Below are 21,080 nucleotides of genomic sequence, written 5' to 3'. Positions count from 1 at the left end.
ACAAGTATATTTCGCGTAAAATCAGCCTCAACATAGTCAAATTTAAAGAGATAAGCATGCAAATCAGTAAAAATTCAGCTGTTGAATTTCACTACACACTCAGTGAGGGCACTGAACAAGTAGAAAGCAGCACAAACGAAGCACCACTCACTTACATTCATGGTAGCGAAGGCATGCTTCCTGGTTTAGAAAAAGCACTTGAAGGCAAACAAGCTGGTGAGAAGTTTAGTGTAACGCTAGAGCCAAGTGAATCGTACGGCGAGCGTGTTGATGACTTAATTCAACGCATCCCGCTTAAGCACTTACAAGGCGACGTTAAAGTATGGAAACCAGGTATGACAGCAATGGTAAGTTCTAACCAAGGTCGTCATCAAGTGACTATTGTTAAAGTAGGTCGCTTTAACGCAGATTGTGATTTAAACCACCCATTTGCGGGTAAAACGCTAACATTTGATGTGGAAATCATCTCTGTACGTGAAGCAACAAGTGAAGAAGTTTCTCACGGACATGTGCACGCTGAAGGCGGCTGTGGCCACTCTCACTAATCACCTTTACTAATTTTAGGATCAAATATGGCTAAAGTTGCTATTGTTACTGGCGGAACAAAAGGCATTGGTTTAGCAGTAATTAAACGCTTGCTAAACAGTGGTTACCAAGTTCATAACCTCGATATAGAGCCTTGTGAACACGGTATATTCCATCAGTGCGATGTCAGTGATGTAACAGCCGTACGTAGCTGTATTAATATTATATACGAGCAATCGCAACGAATAGACGTACTTGTTTCTAATGCAGGAAAGCATTTAAGCGCAAATATACAAAGCACCGACGAGCAAACTCTCGATGCACTGTTTGCGCTTAATGTTAAAGGCGCTTATGCGGCAGTACAAAGTGTATTGCCTAGCATGAAAGCGCAAAATAACGGCGTTATTATATTAGTCGCTTCCGATCAGGCGCTTATAGGTAAGCAAAACTCTTTTGCGTATAACCTGACCAAACACGCCCTTGCCTCTATGGCAAAAACAACAGCGCTTGATTACGCGAGTTTCAATATTAGAGCAAATGCCGTATGCCCTGGCACGATAGAGACCCCGCTATTTCATAACGCAATAGATGCGTACTGTAAAAAAAGTGGTGCAAACAAGGCCGAGATAGTTGCCGAAGAAGCAAGCCTTCAACCGCTTAACCGATTGGGGCAAGCCGACGAAGTTGCCGCTCTTGTGAGCTTTTTAGCAAGCGACGATGCCAGCTTTATTACTGGCAGCCTACAAAGTATTGACGGTGGCTATACTGCCCAATGAGTACAAAAATAATTGACCCACATGTCCATTTCTTTAATTTAATTGAGGGTCAGTATTTATGGTTGCAGGGCGCCAATCAGCCAACATGGCCAAATTTAGATAAAATAAAACAACAAATTAGCGCAGAACAACTTATTGAAAGCACTGATTTCGAGCTTGCTGGTTTAGTGCATATAGAAGCTGGATTTGATAACAGCGCACCTATCAATGAGTTAAAATGGCTTGATAAACACTTAAATAATATTGCCTATAAAGCGATTAGCTTTATACAAATTGATCAAGACAGTGAGTCATTTGAACGTACGCTAAAAAACCTTATACACCCAACGTTAGCCGGGATTCGAGATATTACCGAAGGCAATGATGCAGCACGCTTATTAAACAGTTTTTGCTTAGATAATCTTAAAATATTAAGCCACTTGAATCTGCATTTTGAAGCGCAGCTTGAGCTTGAAAATATACCAATAGTAAAAAAAATAGCGTATTACGCGAAGCAACTCCCACATCTACAGATTGTAATTAATCATGCTGGATTACCAAGCAATATAGTACTTTGGCAACAAGGTATTGAACTATTAGCCAAAAATTGTAACGTTGCAATTAAGTTTTCAGGGTTTGAGCTTCTGTCGCTAAATAACCAACAGCAAATTACGTGTTTTGATATTATTTTTCAGCATTTTGGTGAGCAACGGATTATGTTTGCCAGTAATTTCCCCGTTTGCCAAATTAACTCCAGCTATAACAATTTATGGCATGCTCATTTGGGGTTGTGTAACAGTGATCACATCTGGCACCATTTAAGCTACAAAAATGCCAAACATCTCTATCTAGTATAAATAAAAACCGCTATATTTACGTAATAGTATAAAAAGCGAGCCTTCACATGTTCATTCCTACGAAGTTAAATATTGCAAAAACCATTCTGCCTTTAACACTTATTAGCATCTTAAGCGCATGTGGCGGTGGCGGAAGTTTAAATGACAGTAATAGTGTCACTCCTATTGGCTCAAATACAACAACTTGGAGCGCCAATGAATTTGCTCGCGCTAGTCAATTTAAAGGCCAGTGCCAAGCAAGTGATGAGAAGAACTGGCTACGTTCATGGAGTAACGAAACATACCTTTGGTATGATGAAATTATCGACACTGACCCAGCTCTTACGAGTGGAGTCCTTGATTACTTTGAACAACTAAAAACCAATGAACTCACCGAATCGGGTGCAAAAAAGGATAACTTTCATTTTAATTTACCTACCGATGAGTGGGAACGCCAAAATCAAGCAGGCGTAAGTTATGGCTACGGTTTCAATATAAAAATTCTAGCGTCTAGCGCACCTCGCCAAGCCATAATAAGTTATACGCAGCCCAATACTCCGGCAAGTAACCAAAACCTAACACGTGGATTTGAGTTAGTTGAAGTAGATGGTATTGATTTTGTAAATACCAACTCATCAAATGATGTTAGTGTTATTAATGCAGGTTTATTCCCTACGCAAACAGGTAAAGTAACTGAGTTTGTATTTAAAGATATCAACACCAACGAAAACCGTACTGTTACCCTCACGTCGCAAAATATAACCTCGCAACCGGTAAGTAATGTACGGACTGACTTAGCGAATGGAGAGGTTGGATATTTTCAATTTAATAGCCATAATGCAATTGCTGAAGAGCAACTATACAACGCATTTAACCAACTTGCTGCAAGCGACATTAAAGACTTAGTCATCGATATACGCTATAACGGTGGTGGGCTTTTACAAATGGCAAGCCAAATTGCTTATATGATTGCAGGTAATAGTAATACACAAGGTAAGGTTTTTGAACGTACTATTTTTAACGATAAAAACCCAAATACCAACCCAATAACAGGGCAAGCACTTACCCCAATGTCTTTTACCAATCAATTTGTGGGATTTGAGAGCAACCCAAGTATTACACCGGGTACACCTTTGCCAACACTTAACTTAAATCGTGTATTTGTGCTTACAACCAGCAGCACTTGTTCTGCCAGTGAAGCCATTATTAATGGTCTACGCGGCGCAGATGTAGAGGTGATTCAAGTGGGTTCAGGTACTTGTGGAAAACCATATGGCTTTTACCCAACAGATAATTGCGATACAACTTATTTCACCATTCAATTTACCGGCGAGAACAATAAAGGCTTTGGTGAATTTTCAGATGGTTTTGCACCACAAAATACATTAGATAACGCACTCCAGCCTGTATTAATAGCAGGCTGTGCCGTTGCAGATGATTTTACTACTTCCTTAGGTGATGCTAATGAAGCACTACTCAAAACGGCACTTAGCTATCGCACAACAGAAAGCTGTCCTGCGCCAAGCTCTACCAGTAGCAAGCAGGGTTTTGCTCCATCAATTGTAGATGATTCACCAAAGGTAGAAGATACCCGAGTGCAAACAATGCTTAATCAAAATATTATTCTCAGCGATAACATAAGGTAGGCTATGCAAATGCGTTTACTAATAATCACAGCTATCATAATGTGTACGCTTACTGGGTGCTCAGCACAAAGCTCTGAGTCGACACCTAAGCTGCAACATGCATTATTGGTAGAGCCAAATAGTGAGGCTGTAGCCGAGGTTATAGCTCAACTACTTTATAGTCAGCAGATACAATTAGCTGATGACGTATTTTTAACAAGTAGTACGGTAACGCTCGATAGACTTAATCAAAAAGACACTTTGGGTAACCCGATTATGGGCAAGCAACTCAACATGCCCGATCAATTTGAGTTAATGATTAAAAACGAGCAATGTTTTGTACGTCACCTTGATAGTAAGGCAACCAAAGTCATAAATGATGTTAATTGCCGAGTAAATAACTAGTTTGCTCAATGGCAATTTATGTATAAAAAAACGCTATGCTCACTGGAGTATATGTTTTACCTAAGCGCAGGTTATTTAACCTGTAAAACAACTATAATGACATTTATTAACCCTAAAACAGGATATTAAAATGAATAATCTTAGCTTTCGAGTTATTCCTACAGAAAATGGACAATGGAACATTTTTAGCCCTACGGGCGGAGAGAGTGAAAATATTTGTATTGATTATAAAGCATTAAAGGCAGGCCAAGCCGTCAATTTATATTATGAATTGGTTGATTGTCTAGGATGGGAATTCGCTGAAAATGGCACCTATTTCTCTGATGCTAAAGATAATTTTAATTATCAATTAACAAGTATAGTGGCCAATAGCGGTCAATCACTTATAGTGTCTATCTCAAGTATCATTCCTGCCCACGCATTGCCTGCTCAGCTAGCAACAGAACTTGCTGACAATCCAGACGAAGCTGTTTCAGGTATGCTAAGTGAGAGTGCAGACTATGAAGTAAACTTCCGTCTTGTCGCTAAAAACACAGCTAATAAAGAACCAACAATGCGTTATTTTTCTCAAGATCCGCGAGTGATTCTTCAAGACATGGAACCACACTAGGAATTTTATGTACAGAGAGAATCATAATTCTCTTTGCCTAAGAGTTTTTGAAACTTACTCTCTGTACATAACGGTTTAAACCAACCAAGTCGATAAAAAGTGGGGCTCCATCCCTTTTTAATACTTTGCTCTACAGATGCAACCGCTGAGTACTTCTCTCCTAAAATGGCCTGAATCATAGCTTTCACAAAGTATACTTCGCTTAATTCAGAACTTTGAGCTAAAGCACGATCGATACTGATCATCGCTTCTTGCCCTTTATTCAAATGAACCTGTGCTTGCGCTTTTTCTAATAATAACTCAACAACTTGTGTATCGTCTGCTATCTGTCGATCTATCTTTTTATAAATATCAAAAGCCAGTTCCTTTTTATCTAACATATATAAAATATCAGCTAGATTGAGCTGTTGCGTACTATTTATAGAGGAGAGTTCTGCTGCCTTTTGGGCATGGTGTAATGCATCTTTTAACTCCCCTTTTAAAGACAACACAATAGAGTAATTTGAATATGTTGATGAAATAGCAGTCCCTGCTGAAATTAATCGCTGGTAGTTAATTTCAGCTTCCGCTAGGTCACCTGATAACAATGAAATATCTGCGAGCGTTTGTAGCGTAATAAAATCATTAGGTGTGTAGGTAAGTATTTTTGATAAATACTCTGCTGCTTTTTGATTATTGCCTTGCATAAGGTGGGCAATAGCTAGATTCCGTGTTGCAACAAGTGTTGGCCTTATTTTATAAGCGAGCTTTGCATGCGTTAAGGAACGCGCTAAATCACCATTTCTTTTATAGTAAATTGCTAGTAATGTTTGTTTTTGAAACTCTTCAAGATCTGACTCCTGAATTTTTTGTATCACAATTTCCGCATTATACTTATCTTTAACATGCTGATGAACTTCTAACATATCAATTAAGTAAGCAGCACTATTACGATAAGTACGAGGTAAAGTATTTAAGGTTTGTTTTAATTTTTTTATAATTTCGGGATCATGTGTTTTATCATACTGACGAAGTACGATTTTACGATACAGTGGATATAAAGGTGTAAACTCGGGACTGTGTAAAATCAAATTCTCAGCATCTGCCATTAAAGATTCCGCATCACGCGAATTATTTGACACTACACGTACTAAATTCACATATTGATCTAAAAACTCACTCTCTTTTTTTAGTGTTTGCCTACTCGCAGCATTACCTGTGTATAATTTTTCAACAAAACTACTCGCTAAATTATAAATTCCCATGTAATTTTCAGTATCACTTGCACTTCTTTCTTCACGAATTAGCGTCGCATTTCCCCCATTCAGTAGGCTTAAATTGATATCACAAGAAAGTGGAGTGCAATCTAAGTGCGTAACAAGTAATTGATCCGAATTAAGTGCTTGGCCTAAAGTGGCTAAATTTGTGTCTTTGCCTAATAATTTTTGAGTTTGTCGTATTTCAGTTTTTGAGATTAATGCATAATCAGAGTGATTTAATAAGTAATGCGCTATAGCATCATTAATTGCCAAGTTAAGCACTTGCTTTTGAGCATCTAAGAGTTTGGTTGTTTTACTAAATTCGACAGGTAACACTGCAACGTAAGTTTTGGGTTTATTTGCTTGCCAATACCAAATGCTCACACTGAGTAAACTGATGGTAATACATGACAATAATGCAAAAATGCCCCACTTATTCCTTTGTTTGTGTTTGCTAGCTAAATGAATGTCTGCCATAGAAATAGTTTCACTATTACCATTTAACGACAATAAAATACGTTTTAATTCATCAGTAACTTCTACGCAAGATGACGGTCGGTGTTTTACATTATAAGAAAGAAGACGGTTTATAAGTAGCCCCAATGGTTCTGGGATACCCGTAATAGCGCATGCATTAGCGCTGCATTTATTATTTTTTATTTGCTCTGCTATAGACTTATTAGTAAGGTCAGAAGACTGCGCACTATATGGATGTTGATTAGCGAATAATTGATAAGCAATTAATCCAAATGAAAACAAATCACTTCTAAAGTCTAACGGTTGATCATTTAGCTGTTCTGGAGACATTGCTGTTAAACTGCCAAAGCTCATGTTTTCTTCCGATTGCAAGGTATCTTTTATCTGTGAAATACCAAAATCAGCGATTTTAGCTGAACCACTTTCATTGACCAAAACGTTGCTTGGCTTCAAATCAAGGTGCAAAATATTTTGCTGGTGAATGGTTAACAACCCTTCACTTATATCAATTAATAATGCTAGCTTTTCTTGTGCAGTTAATACTTGTTTTTTTAACAAACGTTCAAGTGTTGTACCTTTAACATATTCCATTTCAAGAACCAATTGCTCACCATACTGGATGGTCTTATAAATCTGGACTATGTTTGGATGATTAAAACAAGCTAATAATTTAGCCTCTAATAGTATTTGATCTGTAACTGAAGATGATAAATCGATTACTTTGAGCGCAACTTGGCGATCTAACTTTAAATCAGTAGCAAGGTAGACTTTGCTCATACCTCCTTGTGCTAAAACGTTTAGCTTATGGTAATGCTCTTCTAATTTAAACACACTGCAACTCAATAATATTTACATTTTAATGGTTAGTGTAACTTCAAAGATTAAATAATTACAATCTATTGATATTATTTAAGTATAATAAATTATATCAATAAGAAAAAACGGATGAACCATGGCTGTTTTAAAACATATAGAATCCCAGAGTAAATTCTATTTACGTGCTTTCCACCGCTTTGGTAGATTAGTACACTCTGTAGATACTTTGCTTGATTTTCCTGAAATTACACGTATTCATGCCGTAATTGAATGGCTAAATGAGCAATGGTGTATAAATGATTTAAGCAAAAATGGCGTTTGGTTAAACGATAAAAAAATCAGTAAAAATCAAAATATACCTTTAAAAAAAGGCGATAATATCCGTTTTTCTGAAGTAAATAATGCTGTGTATCAAGTTATTTGCGTCGACCCACCAAGAGACTTATTGTTACCAGAAAATTCCTCACATGAAGACGTCATTTTTCTAGAGCAATACCATTTTTTACCTGACAATAAGCAACCTGAAGTGATTGTCTTTTTCGACTCACAGCAGCACTGTTGGTATTATGAAACTATGCAAGATCACCTTCTGACCCTAATGAGTGATGGTCAAAATTTATATATCGGCGGAAAAAGTTGGTGCTTATTTCAGGCTGAATCCACCATGCAAGAAAAAACAGTTGAACTCAAAAGACAGCCTAATAATAATTTAGAGTTCATTTTTAGCCTAAGCCTCGATGAAGAATTAGCCGAACTAAAAATCAAAAAAAATAAAGTTACATTAGACTTTGATGTACGTTCTCATCATTATTTAACCTTGCTATTAGCACGATATAAATTAAATGACATGCAAAATAATTTTGAGGCTGATGTACAGGGTTGGGTGCAAGTAAAAAAACTAGCAAAAGATTTAGGTATTAGTGAAAGTCACGTTAATATTCAAATCCATCGCGCACGAAAGCAATTTGTTGAAATACTTAATAATGAAATAATACCCAGTGCATTGATAGAACGTAAACGCGGAAAAGTCCGCTTTGGCGGAAAAACGTTTACTATTTATAAAGGAAAAAAAATAGAGTCTTCAAATTTAGAAGACAATGTAGAGTGAGCAGCAGATCATACAATAAAAAGCACTAGTGACATTTTTAGTAATAAATTAGACCGGCTGAAATAGTCGGTCTAACTTATTTTTAATAGTTTATTTTTTAAAGTGTAATATTATCAATCTCAACGCATTGGCTACTTAATTTCAACTCGCTGAGAGCGCATAACAATCTCGTCATTTAGCTCAATACCCAACCCTGGCTCTTCTGATACTTCAAAGAAGCCGTTTTTAGGCTGTGGATCTTGCAAACATAACTCGCGGTTCCATTTTTTAATCGCATAAGTATGGTGCTCATGAATTAAAAAGTTAGGGATAGCCGTTTCTAAATGCAGTGATGCTGCGGTTGCAACAGGGCCGCCACATACGTGAGCTTGAATTCGCACATCAAAAATATCAGCGTAGTCACATACTTTCTTAGTTTCGGTAAAACCACCGCACAAACCAATATCTGGCTGTAGAACATCAATACTTTGATCTTCTAAATATGGGCGCACTCCCCAGCGGTTATACAGACGTTCGCCACCAGCAATAGGCACATTAACTTTATCTGCTACTTTTGCGTGTAATGAGTGGTTTAGGTAGTTAACTGGCTCTTCAAAGTACATACAGTCAAATTCTTCTGCAATTTCACCCAACTGAATGGCTGTTGTCACGCCTGGTAAACTGTGGCATTCAAAAATAATATCCACTTCATCGCCTACTGCTTCGCGAATAGCTTGCATGCGCGCACGGTATAACTTCATTTCAGTACGTGAGATTATTTTTGTACGATCGTAATAAGTATTGCCGTCTTTATCGTACTGAATTGGATCTACTTTAACTGCATCATAGCCTTCGGCCATCGCTTTTAAAGCCGCTTCTGCATATTCTTGCGGCTGTACTAGCGCTTTAAATTCGCTATCCCAGTCAAACTGTAATTGCGATGCGTATGTACGTAGTTTGTCGTTAACTTTACCGCCTAATAATTGATATACAGGTAAACCAAGCGCTTTACCTTTAATATCCCAAAGCGCGGTATCAATTGCGCTCATTGCGGCATATACAACAGGTCCGCCGCCTAAACCCCAAAAGCTTTCACGTAACATACGTGACCATAGTTTTTCTGTTTGAAATGGGTCGTGGCCGATTAAAAAGGCGTCGGCCATTTCTTTAATCATAGCAGCTGCTGCACTGTGACCTAAATCGTAAGCAAGGCCTGCCTCGCCAACACCACTAATACCTTCGTCAGTATGAATACGTACAAATACAGGTGTCCAAGAAGGCCTATCAGGACAGTGAATATCAAATACTTCAACGCGATTTACTTTCATTAAAATTCCTTATTAACCGCTATGGGTTATTTTGCAAAACTAGAGTCAAGTCGGTACGCTTTACGCAACATCGCAGGCCACGCAAGTTGCCCTCCAGTGCTGCCGCTGTGTACTACGTTTGCTTGATTATAAATATTGTCGATTATGGGCTGCGGCACTTCAATAACCTCTTGCGAGCTTGATTGTAGCGCTAATTGAATTTCGCATGCGCGCTGTAAATCATAAAAGCGCATAAACGCATCGCCTACCGTTGGGCCTACCGTTAAGCCACCGTGGTTTACCAATAACATATGGTTAGTGCTGCCCAAATCATCTTGCAGTACTTTTCGTTCATCGTCGTTTACTGCTAGCCCTTCGTAGCCATGATAAGAAAGCGATGGCAGTGAAAACATTGAATATTGGCTAAGTGGTAACAAACCATTTTTTTGTGTAGCGACTGCGATTGTTTCTTTAGTATGAAGGTGAATAACACAATGAGCGTCTTCGCGTACCTCGTGAATCGCACTGTGAATAGTAAAACCAGCTGGATTAATACTAAATGGCGTATCGTCAATAATGTTGCCGTCTAAGTCGACCTTCACTAAATTAGAGGCAGTTACTTCATCAAAGGTTAAACCAAAGGCATTCACTAAGTAGTGGTCGGTGCCAGGCAAACGTGCTGATAAATGCGTATAGATTAAATCCCCCCAACGAAAGTGCTCTACCAGTCTATAACATGCGGCTAAATCAACACGAAGTTGCCACTCTTGTGCTGATACTTTATTTTTTAAATCGAGTTGGGGTAAATCAAACATAATAAGCCTTTTAAAACGTACATTATCAATCTGTACGAACAGATGTTTAGAAGTCTAAAGCAGTCTCTATTTTATAGCAAACACCAAACAAAACAGCCACACTATTGTGTGGCTGTTTATAAAGCTAAAATACCAATTGCATTCAAATGGTATAACTGCGTAAATTATTTTACGTTAGCGAGGTAATCTGCAATTGCGTCAAACTCTTCATCTGTTACCGTTGCAACCATTGCTTTCATGGCCATGGTCATACCGTTGTTACGTGCACCTGATTTAATGTCTTTCATTTGCGCTACTAAGTAGTCTTTATTTTGACCATTTAGCTTAGGGTACATACCCATAATTGGTGCTTTACCTTCAGCGCCATGACAGGTTTGACAATTTTTAGCGGTATAAAGTGCAGCGCCATCAGCAGCAGCTGCATTAAACGAAAAGCTTGCAGCTAAAGTAATACCCGCACCTAATAGTAGTGTTTTCATCTTGCTCATTGTATTTACTCTTCTTTTTTGACGGTTAGAAAAAACTGTTCTATTGATTGTAGTAAACAATCAAATAAAAAGCATACGTACGAAACGACGCTAGACGATCAACTTAACCAAAAACTGCTAACCCGTTTCTACTCGTTTATCTATCTTAACAAACAAAAATGAGCTTCCCCTTAATAACTTATTACCAAACTATATCATCTGGTACTTCAAAGTCTGCATATGGGTCGTCTTCATCTTTTGGCTTGTTTTCAGGCTCTACATGAAAAACAATATACTTTTCGTCAACTTCAGCCACTTTACGCGCAGGTTCATCGTCTAAAACGTAAAATTGCCCTTCTAGTACACAGATAGCTAAACGACCACCCGATAACGCTTTTTGCGTTTTCTCGTTGACATCGATATTTTTTACTTTGTTTTGATAAGTAAAATTAAATGTGCGCTCACCACGAATAGCGTCTTGGTTGTGATGCTCTAAAATTTGTTTAACACGCGCTTCTTGTTCGCGCTGCTTTAAGCTAACTTGGCGTGTTTGGTTAAGCTCTTCAGCCTTTTTTTGCTGCTCTAGCTTGGTTTGTTGGATGTGCTTTTGCAGATCACTTGGGTTACTAGTAGCCCCTTTCTTTTGCTTTTTTTGTTGCTTACGTTTTTCTGATTTAGCAACTTTAGCATTATGCGATGTTGTTAATCCTGCTTGAAGCAATTGGTCTTGTAATGAACCCATGGCTTTGTTCCACTAAAAACTAATATTAAGGTTATTTTAATCACCAACGAGTCTAAATAACAGCGCTATCGACATTAATCTAACAAACTAGTTAAAACAAACCATGATATAGCGCAAAGAGCGTGCTTTTAATTATGAATTAAAAGCAATTTTTAATACAATGCCGCCTAACCAATCAGCAAATGTACAAGGCATATAATGCGTTTACCTCACCTACTCGTTTGCTCGGTATTTATATTTTTTGTACTTTATGCGCCACAGCCCTTACTCAGTCTTTTTGCGAATGAGTTTAATGTAGCCCCTGCGGTAGCTGGCAGCTTAATGACCGCAACTATGCTGCCCTTGGCCATTGCACCACTTGTTTATGGTGTACTTTTAGCAAAACGCAACCCATTACTAGTATTGCGTATTGCAATGGTATTTTTAGGACTTAGTAGCCTGCTTTTCATTTATGTACCGAGCTTTGAACTTTTGCTCTTGGTTAGATTTCTACAAGGTTTAACGCTTCCAGCAGCTTTAACAGCAATGACCAGCTATATAGGCATGAGCTACAGCGCAGATGCCCTTCAAAAAAATATGACTCTGTATATTGGTAGCAGTATAGTTGGAGGTTACTTTGGCCGCGTACTCGCTGCTTTGTTTAGCGATTTGTGGCATTGGCAAAGTTTTTATTATGTTATTGCTTTTATGCTTATTTTTTTGGCTTTAACAATTAAGCATTCTCGCTTTTCAAACCCAGCTACACCGTCGCAGCTCTCCCCTCTAGATTACCTTAAACAACTTAAAGAAGGTGCTGTACTTAAAGTGTATGGCGCCGTTTTTTGTATGTTTTTTTGTTTCGCTGCGCTACTTAATTACTTACCGTTTATATTACAAAACACGTTTTTAATTACCAATACTCGTGACATAGGCTTAGTTTACAGTGGTTATTTAATTGGTGCTCTCGCCTCTATTACTGCACCTTGGTTGCTTAAAAAAACACCTTCAGCTTGGCATCTTTTAGTCGCTGTATTTGGTTTTTATAGTGTGAGTATTATTTTATTAATGAGCCACCAACTTAGCTTATTTTTAATCGCATTTACTTTGTTTTGTGGGGCAATGTTTGTAATCCATTCAACTGCAGCGCCGCTCGTTAACAAAATAAGTAAAGCCCCACCAAGCGTAACCAATGGCGGGTATGTATCATTTTATTACAGTGGTGGTGCATTAGGGTCGTTATTACCCGGTGTGGTATACCAACATTATGGGCAAACAGCGTTTATGTTTACGCTGCTTGCGGTTTGCTTATGCGGTTTATCGTTAATTGTGTGGGCTTATTTTGAGGGTAAAAATACAACTCGCGGTTGATGCTTTGTGTAATTAAAAAAAGTTTCTAAGTCAGCCTTGCTAAGCAACCATGTTTGGGTATTTTCAAATGGATGACAATGGAACAAATCGCCACCCCAAATATCTTGGTCAACCCATAAGCTCACTTCGTTTTGCTTATCATTTAAAAGAGCCAACATAGATACACACCCAGGAGCCACTTTTAAATATTTAGCTAGCCGCTCACTTGATGCAAACCCTAAGCGTGAAAGACCTTGCTGCTTTGACAATACCTTTAAGTCGAGTTGTTTATCGTGCGCTGTAATAACTAAAAAATGTCGCTTACCCTCATTGTCACGTAAAAATAAATTTTTAAGACGTGTACCTGGGCGCTCAATCATAAACTCATCAGCCGCTAAGCTAGTATGCAGCGGCGGATGCTCTATTACATCGTAATTAATATCTAGGTGCGCTAAAAGCTCTGCTAACTTAGTTTTATCAGCCAACATATTACAAACAACGTCCTCTTAATTGCACACTCAAATCTCGCCATATAACGTCATTGACTTCGTGTTCGTTATCGCAATACTGACGCTCTTTTAGCTCTTGATTTAATAACTCAACAGCTTGGTCTTCTAGCTGTAACTTTAAAACACTCGACTCTTCAAAATGCTCTTGCTCAATATATTGCTTAACCTCACCACGACTTGGTCTGTTATTAGGACCACGGTCAAGATTAAAGTTTTCACGATGCTTAGCTTTTACTGAAACAACATAAGCAAAAATTTTATTACCTTGCGCATCTTTTTTTTCATGAAACTGTTTGTTGTTTATTTCAAAAGGAGGCCCGTCACTTGACGCACAACCTGCGAGTAAAACCATCATCACTAGAACACTTTTTTTCATGTTTTTTGTCGTTTTAGTTTGTAATTAAGCCGAGTCTATCAAAATTTGTCATAAACAGTAAAAATTAGCGAAAAAATACTTGACCAAATTTATAAAAAAATTTAAAGTTCGTCCCGCTTGGAACTCAGCAGCCAAGTAATTACGTAAATCGTAATTTAGGAATGTGGGGCTATAGCTCAGCTGGGAGAGCGCCTGCCTTGCACGCAGGAGGTCAGCAGTTCGATCCTGCTTAGCTCCACCACTTTCCTACCTCCTCATCAAAAACCAAAAATTATTTTTTCGTAGTGTTAATTACTTTCTTTTCTAACTAATTTTTATAACTTTCAACTTGAGTCTTTACAACTTATTAGCTATATATAATGTCATATGTATTAATGCTTTAGGCTTATCATGGACACCCCTAAGCGCTCAACGTTAAAAAAACTTGCTGTTATTGGTTTGACTGCTGGCGCGATTACGCATGCTCCTTATGTTTTTGCCCGAAAAAAAGTCACTTTAAGAGTCCTTGGTACACATGTCACATTACAAGATGCTATTCGAAAACAAGCGATGAGCGACTTGGGTATTAATATCGAATTTACACCCGCAGGCAGTGCAGCCGTTTTACAAAGAGCGTCAATGGCCCCAAGCTCCTTTGATCTATACGAACAATGGTCAAATAGCATAAATGTGCTGTGGAATGCAGGCTCTATACAGCCAATAGAAAAAAAACGACTCACTTACTTTAATGAAATTAACAACCTCACTAAAACTGGAAAGCTCACCGAAAATGCAAATATTGGTGCAGGCGATGCTCCGTATAAATTATTAAATGTCCAACCCGATGGTACATTAAGCGAGCACGAAAGCGATCACATAAGCTTTTTGCCTTATGTGCACAATGTTGACTCTTTTGGTTACAACACTGATTTCATCAAACCAGGTATAGCTTACGAAACAGAAAGCTGGAGTTGGCTATTAGATGATACGAACCGAGGAAAAGTAGCCATTGTAAATGCCCCTACTATCGGATTATTCGATTTGGCCTTAGCTGCACAAAGCAAAGGCCTCATAAAATTTAATAATATCGGTTCAATAACGCGTTCAGAAATGGATCGACTCTTTAGTATATTACTTGATTTTAAACGCCAAGGTCACTTTAGTGGGTACTGGAACTCTGTGCCAGAATCAATCGAGTTTATGAAGAGCAAACGTGCGCATATAGAGAGCATGTTCTCACCAGCAGTAGCCGCGCTTAATAGCCAAGGTGTTAATGTGCGCTTTGCCGCTCCAAAAGAGGGTTACAGAGGCTGGCACGGTGTGATGTGCTTATCGTCACAAACACAAAATAGCGTTAAAGATGCTGCTTACGATTATATGAATTGGTGGTTATCAGGTTGGCCGGGGGCTTTTATAGCTCGTCAAGGTTATTACATTAGCAACCCTGAACGCTCAAAGCCACTACTGAGTTCTTCTGAATGGGACTACTGGTACGATGGTAAAGCAACTGAAATAGACTTACGAAATACCAACGGTGATATAACGATAAAAGCAGGAGAGGAACGAAATGGAGGTAGTTATCTCAAACGTTTCAGTAATGTTGCAGTATGGAACAGTGTTATGCCAACCTACGATTACAGTTTGCAAAAATGGCATGAGTTAATTAGTCGCTAATGAAAATTCGTTCGATAAAATCAAAAATAATTTTAGCTTTGTGCTTACTTATGAGCTTATTAGTACTGCAAAGCTATTTATTTAATTATTCACAAAAATCATTATTAAACTTACAAAAAGCACAACACAATGCACTGATGCAAAATGAAAGTGTAACGCGTTTAGAAAACGATGTTATTTCACTGCAAAGTCAGGCGATTGCTTATGTTGATAAAGCAAATCAAAATACAATCGAAAAATTCGACCTTTATTTAAATGAAGCAAATAAAAACCTCAATCTCTTAAAAAGCAATTCTGTAGAGCATTCTTTAGAGTATCAAAGTGCACTAAACAGACTTGGTGACTACCTAAGTAACTATCAAGACACGTTCAATCAAATTGTGATGAATCGAACTAAACGAGAGCAACTTTACATAACGCAATTTAAACAACCTATTACAGATCTAAAAATACAGATAACGAAATTAGAAACGCAAGCTTCCCCTAAAAGCAAAGCTATTTTTAGCGATATATTGCTTACTATAAGCAACCTAGAGCACGCGGTAGTAAGTTACCTGTATAAACCTAATTTTGACGAAGCACAAAATGTTAATAAAAACCTTGAGCATTTACACTCAAAATTAGCGAAAGCACCTAGCATAAGCAGTGTCTCCATGAACACGATTACAAACTTAAAGAAAGCCTACAGCCAATTAATGCTGCTGACACGTAGCTACACTTTTTCGATTAATGTTGTGCTTACTGGTATTGAAAACGAATTACTCTATTTAGCTAATCAAGTCAAAAAAACTGAAAAACTGAAATTTAATGAAACTGAAAAACAGCTCAGCTCCCACCTAATAAGCTACACAGAACAAGCGAATTTATTCGCTTTATTAATTACGATTATTGTTATATCAGTCGGCTACTTTATTTTTAGATCGGTCATTAAACCAATTACTCAGTTAACCACTTTACTAAACGATATGAGTAATGAAAAACAAGTTACGCTCAATAAAAACCATCATAATCAAAGCGAGATATCCGCAGTAATAAAAGCAGCAAATATGTTGTATCAAAAAAATCAGCAAACCAAAGAGTTACTGATTGAAACGCAGGCGTTAAATATCCAAATGGAGACTATGAACAAAGAGCTTACAGTTGCGATAGCACAAGCCGAAAGTGCTAACAAAACAAAAAGTGACTTTGTGGCAAATATGAGTCACGAGCTGCGAACACCAATGAATGGCGTATTAGGTATGCTACAGCTTTTAAGAGACAGTACTTTACCTACTAAACAGCAACATTACGCAGACAAAGCATATTCAAGTGCACATAATTTACTGCATATCCTGAATAATATTTTAGATTTTTCTAAACTTGAATCAAAAAAAATAAAAATAGAAGAAATACCATTTACTCTCGACTCTATTGTAAAAAACACGGGCAATTTATTTAAAGATACCGCGAATCAAAAAGGCTTAGCACTTGAATTTAATCTACATGCTGACCCACATTTAGAGCTGATAGGGGATCCATTTCATCTGAACCAAATCATCAATAATTGCGTCGGAAACGCAATAAAATTCACTGAACATGGGAAAATTCATTTAATTGTAGAAACAATATCCCAACAAAAAAACATAATTGATTTAAGGTTTTGTATTAAAGATACAGGCGTAGGAATTGAACCTGAACAGGTCGAGAAAGTATTTAACTCTTTTTATCAAGGTGATGCTTCTATTACTCGCAAATACGGTGGCACGGGGCTTGGGTTAACTATTAGCCAACAATTTACAAAAGTACTCGGTGGAAAAATTCAAATTCGAAGCGAAAAAGATAAAGGCAGTGAGTTTTATTTCACCTTACCATTTAAACTTTCACCACAACACAGACAAAAAAAACGAGCCTTACTCATTACGCCACAAAAAGAACAAGCTGCCCAACTTGTGTCTTTACTCAGCAGTGTTGGAATAACACCCGAAACAACAGAAGAGCCGCTACGCGCTCTCGCTAAAATATCTCAACCAAGCTCTCCTTTTGATATTGTCATTTTGTCATTGACGCAAGAAGAAGCCAAAAACAGTATTATTCTTCAAAAACTCACTGAAAGCAGTCAGCTATCTAAAAACAATTTAAAAATCATCATAATAATTACGGATACCGATCAGCCTCACACCCAGCCAACACAAAAAAATGTACATATTATAAATAACAGTTACAAACAGTCGGATATCTTAAAATTACTTGCATCTGAAAGCAAAGCAAGCATCACCCCAAAGCCTGATAACTTGATTAAATTTACTGGTATAAAAGCACTCATTGTTGACGATAACCCTCTGAATATAGAAATCACCTCTGCAATGTTAAAAAAATTAGATCTAGACATTGTAACGGCAATGAACGGGCTGGAAGCCGTTGAGTGTGTTAAAAACAATATATTCGACATTATTTTTATGGATATTCAAATGCCAGTAATGGATGGTATTTTAGCCACCAGTAAAATTAGAGAAAATGGTGAAACACTACCAATAGTTGCATTAACCGCGGCAGTACTTCCTGAGGATAAAAAGGCAGCTATTGATGCAGGTATGAATGACTTTTTAACCAAGCCCCTCATTTTTGATATGCTATTTCAAAGCCTTGAAAAGAATTTATCAACGCCCCAAAGTGGTTTACTCATTAATATCCCTCTAGCACTTGATAACTTAGATAATAATGAACGTTTGCTAAATAAATTGATTACACAGTTCGCGATAGACTATGAAAACTTTATTGTAAAGTTTCAAAAGCTACAAGAAACTAATAATAATATTGAACTTGCCCGCCATGTTCATGCAATAAAGGGTTTAGCGGGCACTTTAGGATTAGAAGTTTTAGAGCAGCTAGCTAAAAAAATTGAATCTCAAATACGCAATAAAGAAGTTGTTTCATTTTCACTGTTTAGTGAGCAATTTGTAATTACTTTGCATGCAATTAAACAGTATCTAACAACTCAACGCCTTAGCGAAGATGTCAGTTTAGAGGGCAATGAAAATGCAAGCGAACTTACAACCCTTATTGATAAAATTTATGAATTAACAATTAACTCAAAGCCAATTCCTAGCGGCTTAGTAAGAAGCTTAAATGGCTTCACTTTGAAATCTCCCCATCCTTTACTCGGACTTAAGTCGGCAATAAATCAATTTGACTATCAATTAGTATTAGAGTTGATAAGCCAATTTCGTGATGACAATTTAAATTAGCCAAGCGTAAAAAACTAAGCTAGATTAGATATTAAAGACTCAAAAGGATTGAATGTGCATTCGATGTATCCGGCTAAAAATATTAGTGAAGCTCAAGATAAAAAACACAAACCCTTAGTGTTAATTGTTGATGATGAGCCAAATAATCTTCATGTATTAGTTGAAGGGTTACTTGCTGACTATGACGTAAGAGTATCTATTAGCGGCGAACAAGCCCTAACTTTTATAGAATCAACACGCCCTGATTTAATTTTGCTTGATATAATGATGCCGGGTATGGATGGCTATGAAGTATGTGAAATATTAAAATCACGCCAAAATACCAAAGGAATCCCCATTATTTTTGTGACAGCACTGACCACTGAAGACTCAGAAGAACATGGGTTTGAATTAGGTGCTATTGATTATATCCACAAGCCTTATAAACTTGCTTTAGTAAGAGCCAGAATTCGTACTCACATAACATCTCAGGGTATGTTAGACCGACTTATAGAGAAGAACTTTGACCTGCACGATAAGCTCCTTGAAATAGAATCTCTAGCACAAGAATTAAGTGAAAGAGAAGAGGAGCTTAAGCAATTATCATCTAAACAAAAGCTTTTCTATCAGGCGTTGGTGAGTACTGCCGATGGTGTTGTTATTACTGATTCCGGTGGTAAAATAATTGCTGTTAACCCTTCCTTTTGCCGTATCACAGGCTTTACTGAAGCCGAAGCGCTAGATATTAAGTTACATAAACTAAAACAAAATAACCAAGCAGGTATAAGCTTCAATAATGTTTGGCTCCACGCAAACAAAGCCGGCTATTGGAGCGGAGAGCTCGTTACGCGTCGTAAAAATGGTGAGCTATACCCTGAATTACTGACACTAAGTATGGTAAAAGGTGAACAAGACACAAATGTTCATTTCATTGGTGTATTTAGTGATATTTCGAGTTTGAAAGTAACTCAAGAACGCATTGACTACCTTACTTGGCATGACGAACTAACCGCTTTACCTAACCGAAACGGTTTTCTAAAGCAGCTAGAACAACAATTACAGCGATGTTCTTTAGACAATAACTATGCTTATATTTATATAATAGACATAGACAGCTTTCACTCAATTAATGATGGCCTTGGTTTGTTAGCAGGCGACAAAGTTCTTAAAGAACTTGCCAATCGTATCCATAATAAACTTGATAAAAAAGATGTTATTGCACGCTTAGGCAGCGATGAATTTGCCGCTTTGAGTAGTGTTGACAAAGGCGTTGGTCGACTAAGATCACAAGAAATTGCAGAACATAAGGCACAAGAGCTATTAAGAGTTATTAACGAGCCTTTCATAATTGATGATCAACAAATAAGTATTACGATTAGCATCGGCACCTATATTTTCCCTAGAGAAGATCAGTGGGAAAATGCAATTGAAACGATCCGAAACTGCGAAGCTGCTTGTTATAAAGCAAAAGAAAAAGGTGGTAATAGAGTTACTTTCTTTGATAACTCTTTTGGTGAACAGGCAAAGCGCCGCTTTGAAATTGAACAAGACTTACGAAAAGCAATATCGCAAAATGAATTAACACTTTATGTTCAGTCTCAATTTGATAGTCAGCAAAAGTTAAAAGGTGGCGAAGTGCTCTTACGGTGGATGCATCCTGAGAAAGGCTTTATTAGCCCCGCTGAGTTTATTCCTATTGCTGAAGAGTCAGACATTATTTATGAACTGGACTCATGGGTACTTACAAATTCTTTGTCGCTTATTCAACAGTTAGATGATCGTCATTCAACACTGAGCTTATCGGTAAATATTAGTGGTAGACACTTTCATGAAGCACGTTTCCTATCATTATTAAAAACTAAAATAGAGTTTTACGAAATAAAACCAAACCAGTTAACTATCGAAATTATTGAAGGCACCTTACTCAATCACATAGAGTCCGCCATTGAGGCGGTACAATACCTAAAAAACTTAGGTGTTCGTGTATCCATTGATGACTTTGGTACGGGTTATTCAAGTCTTACCTACCTCAAACAATTGCCTATTCAAGAATTGAAGATAGACCGCTCATTTGTGTTTGATGCGCCGACTGATAACAACGATAAATTAATTATTGATATGATTGTTAGCTTAGGAAAGCTATTTCAGTTGAAAGTTGTTGCCGAAGGAGTAGAGAATCAGTCCCACTTTGATTTATTCCAAGAGTACCCTGAAGTAATTATGCAAGGCTATCATTTGCATAAGCCAGAACCAGCAAGTGATTGGATAAAAAAATTAAAATAAACCACAAATACAAAAAAGCCGAGCA

Annotated in this window: 18 protein-coding genes and 1 tRNA gene; 12 read left to right on the top strand and 7 right to left on the bottom strand. The window is 37.5% G+C overall.

Annotated elements, in window-relative coordinates; translation table 11 throughout:
• Positions 1–56: 56 nt before the first annotated feature.
• The 6 genes from NRL14_RS15075 (at position 57) to NRL14_RS15050 (ending at position 4,756) form a co-directional block, all read left to right on the top strand.
• Positions 57–545, top strand: a complete 489-nt coding sequence (locus tag NRL14_RS15075; RefSeq protein ID WP_007375964.1) for a peptidylprolyl isomerase — start codon at positions 57–59, stop codon at positions 543–545.
• Between the two features lie 27 nt (positions 546–572).
• Positions 573–1,301 (top strand): SDR family NAD(P)-dependent oxidoreductase, encoded by a 729-nt coding sequence (locus NRL14_RS15070; protein WP_306725030.1) that lies wholly within the window; start codon positions 573–575, stop codon positions 1,299–1,301.
• A complete protein-coding gene (locus NRL14_RS15065; protein WP_306725029.1) occupies positions 1,298–2,137 on the top strand; it encodes an amidohydrolase in 840 nt (279 codons plus the stop codon). Before NRL14_RS15070 ends, NRL14_RS15065 begins: the two co-directional genes overlap by 4 nt.
• A gap of 47 nt (positions 2,138–2,184) precedes the next feature.
• A complete protein-coding gene (locus NRL14_RS15060) occupies positions 2,185–3,762 on the top strand; it encodes a S41 family peptidase (RefSeq protein WP_306725028.1) in 1,578 nt (525 codons plus the stop codon).
• Between the two features lie 3 nt (positions 3,763–3,765).
• Positions 3,766–4,146: a hypothetical protein gene (locus NRL14_RS15055; protein ID WP_306725027.1), complete on the top strand. Its 381-nt coding sequence runs from the start codon at positions 3,766–3,768 to the stop codon at positions 4,144–4,146.
• A 130-nt stretch (positions 4,147–4,276) separates the two neighbouring features.
• Positions 4,277–4,756, top strand: a complete 480-nt coding sequence (locus NRL14_RS15050; protein ID WP_306725026.1) for a hypothetical protein — start codon at positions 4,277–4,279, stop codon at positions 4,754–4,756.
• 5 nt (positions 4,757–4,761) lie between these two features.
• Here the strand turns inward: NRL14_RS15050 and NRL14_RS15045 are convergent, their stop codons facing one another.
• On the bottom strand, positions 4,762–7,302 hold the full coding sequence (locus NRL14_RS15045; protein WP_008138857.1) for a serine/threonine-protein kinase: 2,541 nt from the start codon (positions 7,300–7,302) through the stop codon (positions 4,762–4,764).
• 121 nt (positions 7,303–7,423) lie between these two features.
• On the opposite strand from NRL14_RS15045, the gene NRL14_RS15040 reads away from it, so the two are divergent.
• A complete protein-coding gene (locus tag NRL14_RS15040; protein ID WP_306725025.1) occupies positions 7,424–8,395 on the top strand; it encodes an FHA domain-containing protein in 972 nt (323 codons plus the stop codon).
• Positions 8,396–8,526: 131 nt separating this feature from the next.
• Here the strand turns inward: NRL14_RS15040 and NRL14_RS15035 are convergent, their stop codons facing one another.
• The 4 genes from NRL14_RS15035 to NRL14_RS15020 form a co-directional block, all read right to left on the bottom strand.
• Positions 8,527–9,702, bottom strand: a complete 1,176-nt coding sequence (locus tag NRL14_RS15035; RefSeq protein ID WP_007375956.1) for a mandelate racemase/muconate lactonizing enzyme family protein — start codon at positions 9,700–9,702, stop codon at positions 8,527–8,529.
• Between the two features lie 26 nt (positions 9,703–9,728).
• Entirely contained in the window at positions 9,729–10,496 is a 768-nt protein-coding gene (locus NRL14_RS15030; RefSeq protein WP_007375955.1) for a class II aldolase/adducin family protein, read from the bottom strand.
• Positions 10,497–10,660: 164 nt separating this feature from the next.
• The gene (locus NRL14_RS15025) at positions 10,661–10,984 is read right to left on the bottom strand and encodes a c-type cytochrome (protein WP_033016362.1); all 324 of its coding nucleotides are present in this window, start codon (positions 10,982–10,984) and stop codon (positions 10,661–10,663) included.
• A 181-nt stretch (positions 10,985–11,165) separates the two neighbouring features.
• Entirely contained in the window at positions 11,166–11,705 is a 540-nt protein-coding gene (locus NRL14_RS15020) for a DUF2058 domain-containing protein (protein WP_002957867.1), read from the bottom strand.
• A gap of 198 nt (positions 11,706–11,903) precedes the next feature.
• Between NRL14_RS15020 and NRL14_RS15015 the strand changes: the two genes are divergently transcribed.
• Complete coding sequence (locus NRL14_RS15015; RefSeq protein WP_306725024.1) at positions 11,904–13,052, top strand: MFS transporter; 1,149 nt, start codon at positions 11,904–11,906, stop codon at positions 13,050–13,052.
• Here the strand turns inward: NRL14_RS15015 and NRL14_RS15010 are convergent.
• Complete coding sequence (locus NRL14_RS15010) at positions 13,019–13,519, bottom strand: prolyl-tRNA synthetase associated domain-containing protein (RefSeq protein WP_008138855.1); 501 nt, start codon at positions 13,517–13,519, stop codon at positions 13,019–13,021. The two genes, NRL14_RS15015 and NRL14_RS15010, sit on opposite strands and share 34 nt — an antisense overlap.
• A gap of 1 nt (position 13,520) precedes the next feature.
• Positions 13,521–13,916 carry a hypothetical protein gene (locus NRL14_RS15005; protein ID WP_033023229.1) on the bottom strand — a complete coding sequence of 132 codons (396 nt, stop codon included), beginning with the start codon at positions 13,914–13,916 and terminating at the stop codon, positions 13,521–13,523.
• A gap of 165 nt (positions 13,917–14,081) precedes the next feature.
• On the opposite strand from NRL14_RS15005, the gene NRL14_RS15000 reads away from it, so the two are divergent.
• From NRL14_RS15000 to NRL14_RS14985, 4 genes are all read left to right on the top strand, one after another.
• A tRNA-Ala gene (locus tag NRL14_RS15000) sits at positions 14,082–14,157 on the top strand.
• A gap of 149 nt (positions 14,158–14,306) precedes the next feature.
• Positions 14,307–15,569, top strand: coding sequence for a PotD/PotF family extracellular solute-binding protein (locus tag NRL14_RS14995; RefSeq protein WP_007375950.1), 1,263 nt, complete (start codon positions 14,307–14,309; stop codon positions 15,567–15,569).
• 50 nt (positions 15,570–15,619) lie between these two features.
• Positions 15,620–18,793, top strand: a complete 3,174-nt coding sequence (locus tag NRL14_RS14990) for a response regulator (RefSeq protein WP_232224779.1) — start codon at positions 15,620–15,622, stop codon at positions 18,791–18,793.
• A gap of 63 nt (positions 18,794–18,856) precedes the next feature.
• Positions 18,857–21,055, top strand: a complete 2,199-nt coding sequence (locus NRL14_RS14985) for an EAL domain-containing protein (protein WP_149614017.1) — start codon at positions 18,857–18,859, stop codon at positions 21,053–21,055.
• Positions 21,056–21,080: the final 25 nt, after the last annotated feature.

This window comes from Pseudoalteromonas sp. 20-92 (assembly GCF_030847595.1).
Taxonomy (GTDB): domain Bacteria; phylum Pseudomonadota; class Gammaproteobacteria; order Enterobacterales; family Alteromonadaceae; genus Pseudoalteromonas; species Pseudoalteromonas fuliginea.
The sequence above is the reverse complement of the archived record's forward strand: the minus strand, read 5'-3'. Positions and strand labels throughout refer to the sequence as shown.